Origin of the sequence: Paenibacillus sp. 22594 (assembly GCF_052044425.1) — a bacterium.
GTDB lineage: Bacteria > Bacillota > Bacilli > Paenibacillales > Paenibacillaceae > Paenibacillus_AQ.
Genome location: NZ_JBQENA010000026.1, coordinates 1 through 4,029 on the forward strand (window position 1 = coordinate 1; position 4,029 = coordinate 4,029).

Genomic DNA, 4,029 nt, shown 5'->3' on the forward strand with positions numbered 1-4,029 from the left:
TGCCATCTACTACGGGTGTGCGGATACGGTTACGGGCCTTGCCTTTACCACCGTGGATGAGTTGCTTAAATATATGAAGGAGTACCCTTTGGAGATTGAGGAATAGCATTAAAGAACAGCTGATTGCTTTTATAGAACGCACTGGACCAGTGAACTTGTAGTGATAGGAGCGCTCGGACTCAACTCTTACTGGCAGCCGTCCGACCGCCTAGGAGAAATTCTCGGCACGTGTGAGCTAAGCGATGTGCGGCGCGGGGAACAGATGAAGCTTGGCGATAGAATCTTTGCCGTGTCCTGCGGAGCTGGAGTGGATCAGCGGGGGAGACTTGTCAGGTGTCTACGGGTGCAAGCTCGGCTTTGCCGAAGGTGTACTATATATTGTCGTATCCGAATACGCCTGGGATGCTGACGTTGAAGTCCAAGGCCCGCAGAACGGCATGAGCTACAGCTTCCGGCTGGAGAAAGAACGCTCCATACTGTTTGCCGCAGACAAGCAGGGGCAGCTGACATCCGTGTACAGAGCGGGAGAAACTGCAATTACAACACATTGAGCAAGATTTAAGGGAGAGATGGGAGTCATGACGAAGAAAAAAACCGCGCATATCGTTTCCCACACCCACTGGGACCGGGAATGGTATTTGCCCTACGAGAAACACCATGTCCGTCTGGTGCAGCTGGTGGATGCACTGCTAGATAAATTGGATAACAGTACGGCCTTCCGCAGCTTTTATCTGGATGGCCAGACGATTATTCTGGAGGATTATCTGCAGGTCCGCCCGGAGAACAAAACAAGGCTGGAGCAGCATATTCGTAATGGCCGGATACTGATTGGCCCGTGGTACATTTTGCAGGACGCTTTCCTTACGAGCGGTGAGGCGAACGTGCGTAATATGCAGATCGGCCATCAGGATGCGTTGAAATACGGAGACCCGTCCAAAATCGGTTATTTCCCTGATACCTTCGGTCTCGTCGGCCAGACGCCCCAGCTCATGCTCCAGTCCGGCATTAAGAATGCCTTCTTCGGCAGAGGAGTGAAGCCTACCGGCTTCAATAATACCGTATCCGACGGCGGCTATGAGTCTTCGTTCTCCGAGCTGATCTGGGAAGGGCCGGACGGCTCCCGCATTCTCGGCATCCTCTTCGCCAACTGGTATTCCAACGGGAATGAAGTTCCGGCGGACGAGGCTGCTGCGCGTGAATTCTGGGACCGTAAGCTGGCCGATGCCGAAAAATATGCCTCCACTGGTGAACTGCTGTTCATGAATGGCTGCGACCATCAGCCGCTTCAGCTGGATTTGCCGGAGGCGATTGCCACCGCGCATGCGCTCTATCCCGAGGTGGAGTTCGTTCATTCCAACTTCCCGGATTACCTGGATGCGCTGAATGCCGATCTGGAGCAGGGTGGACGTGAACTTTCATCGGTTACAGGCGAGTTGCGCAGCCAGCGGACCGACGGTTGGGGTACACTCGTTAATACCGCTTCGGCACGTGTGTATTTGAAGCAGATGAATCAGAAGGGCCAGGCTCTTCTCGAAAAAGTAGCCGAGCCTCTGGCTTCCATTGCGGGGCTTGCCGGCAAAAACTATCCGCATCATCTGTTCACCTACGCCTGGAAGACGCTGATGCAGAACCACCCGCACGACAGCATCTGCGGCTGCAGCGTGGACGAAGTGCATCGCGAGATGGTGACCCGTTTTGATAAAAGCCGTCACGTAGCAGAAAGTATCATAGAAGACAGCGCCAGATTTATCGCGGAGGCTGTAGATACCTCTATTTTTAAAGGCTCCCCGGAAGGTGCGCAAGCTGTTCCTTTTGTGGTGATGAACACGACAGGCTGGAGCCGCACAGGGACTGTCAGTGTCGAACTGGACGCAGCCCGCTTATACCTTCGCGAAGGTTTCGGCCTGGAGGAGACTTCCCGCAGAATGAAGGAATTTAATCTCTCTGGCCGAGTATTGCTGGATGACAGCGGTAAGGTGTTGGCTTGCACCGTGGAGGACCTGGGCCTGGAATTCGGCTACGATCTGCCGGATGATAAGTTCCGCCAGCCGTTCATGTGCCGTAGAGTGAAAATCACCTTCGAAGCAGCGGACGTTCCGGCTCTCGGACTACGTGCTTATGCATGGGCAGCACAGCAGGAAGCAGCAGTTGCCGAGAAGGCTTCTCTTATTAGCGGTGAGCATATCCTGGAGAATAAAGCAATTCGTGTCGAAGTTGCCAGAGATGGCTCTTTCAGCCTGCATCACAAGCTGAGCGGTGCAGTATACCGTGATCTTGGCATCTACGAGAATACCGGAGACATCGGTAATGAGTACATGTACAGACAGCCGGATGGCGAAATTCCTTTGACTACTAAAGGGCTGAATGCTGCAATTACTGTGCTTGAAGATACTCCTTACCGGGCTTCTGTTGAGATTAAGCATGAGTGGGAGATCCCTGCTTCCGCAGATGCAACTTTGAAAGAGGAGCAGCTTGCACTGGTATATTATCCGGAGCGTAAAGCTCAGCGCAGCAATGAAACTGTGACTCTACAGCTTCGTACCGTAATCTCGCTGGAGCGAGAAGGCAAAGGGCTGCATATTGAATCCACGATCAACAATGTTGCAAAGGATCACCGTGTACGTATGCTCTTCCCTACGGATCTGCAGACCTCCGTGCATCATGCCGATTCTATGTTCGAAATTGCTAAGCGGGAGAACGAGCCAGCGGTAGAATGGCAAAATCCAAGCAATACTCAGCATCAACAGGCTTTTGTGGATGTGAGCAGTGCTGAGGCGGGCATGACTGTAGCCAATCTCGGTCTGAATGAATATGAAGTGCTGCGGGACGGACGCAATACGATTGCTGTTACCCTGCTTCGCAGTGTAGGCGAATTAGGCGACTGGGGCTGGTTCCCGACACCGGAAGCGCAATGCATTGGTGAGCATACCGCGCAGCTAATGCTGATTCCGCATAGTGGAGATGGCATCACTACAGGCGCATATGCCGAAGCATACCAATTCCAGATTCCGTGGACCATCTTCCAGACGGGTGTCCATACCGGTACAATCGCTTCGGGTTATTCACCTTTGAGCTGGAAAGGCACAGAAGCCGCATTTTCTTCTATGAAAATGAATGAAACTACGGGAGACCTTCTGCTGCGCTGGTACAACATGAGCGGCTCAGACGCGCAATTAGATCTACAATTGCAACTTCCTCATGAACATCATCTGTATAGCACAAGCATATTAGAAGAAAGAACGGCTCCGCTGTCGCTTTCGGGAGATACTCAGCATCAGCTGGAACTCGGACCTTACGAGATTGCAACATTCGGTATTCATCTAAGAGCTTAACTATATATGTCAAAAAGATCCCCCGGTGCTTCCCTGCCGGGGGATCTTTAAAAGTTCAGGCATTAAGCTGCTTACATGCTCACCGCAAAGCGTCCGACAGCAGAGTTAAGCTGGTCCACTTACCTTTTTGTACATTCAATATCAGTCATTAATAGCCTCGACAAGCTAGGGAGTTCTATGTCTCTTCCAATCAGAGGTTTCCCATTCGTGAATCGCCTGCTGCTTGTCTTTGTAGGAGCGGTATTCGTGAGTATTCCAAGGGCAGTAAAGCTTTCTATACCATTTGCCATTAAGACTTCGTAGGTACCGCGGCGGACGGCGTTGCTCGCCGGTCTTTCTGATAGAGGGGGGGCGCTGCAAAGTGTCTTCGTAATGGTTATCTCATTCGGGACAGGAATGATTAAGCGGAGAATGGGCATCATACTGTATGGATGTTGACAATGGAGGAAGGTTTCACAGCTGAATAATTTAGCGATCTACTGGGCTAATAAGTAAATTATAGAACAATGAAAATAAATGCTTGCAATGAAACTCTGTACATGGTATATTCTTATTCCGGCCAAGAAACATCAATGCCGAGCTCGAAAAGAAGTTGAAAAAAGAGCTTGCATTACTCGGCCGAACATGATATATTATAAGAGTTGCTGGTGACGAGATAATCGGCGCCGACGACGAGCTTGATCTTTGAAAACTGAAC

General features: G+C 51.1%; 2 protein-coding genes. Both read left to right on the forward strand.

Annotation, left to right across the window (positions count from 1 at the left end; all coding sequences use genetic code 11):
* The first annotated feature begins 269 nt into the window (after positions 1 to 269).
* Positions 270 to 551: a hypothetical protein gene (locus tag ACTJKB_RS30770; protein ID WP_440838023.1), complete on the forward strand. Its 282-nt coding sequence runs from the start codon at positions 270 to 272 to the stop codon at positions 549 to 551.
* A gap of 27 nt (positions 552 to 578) precedes the next feature.
* Positions 579 to 3,332 carry an alpha-mannosidase gene (locus ACTJKB_RS30775; RefSeq protein WP_440838024.1) on the forward strand — a complete coding sequence of 918 codons (2,754 nt, stop codon included), beginning with the start codon at positions 579 to 581 and terminating at the stop codon, positions 3,330 to 3,332.
* Positions 3,333 to 4,029 lie beyond the last annotated feature (697 nt).

Coding starts and splice junctions, on each gene's coding strand:
- ACTJKB_RS30775 (WP_440838024.1), top strand. CDS start 579: ATGACGAAGAAAAAAACCGCGCATATCGTTTCCCACACCCACTGGGAC.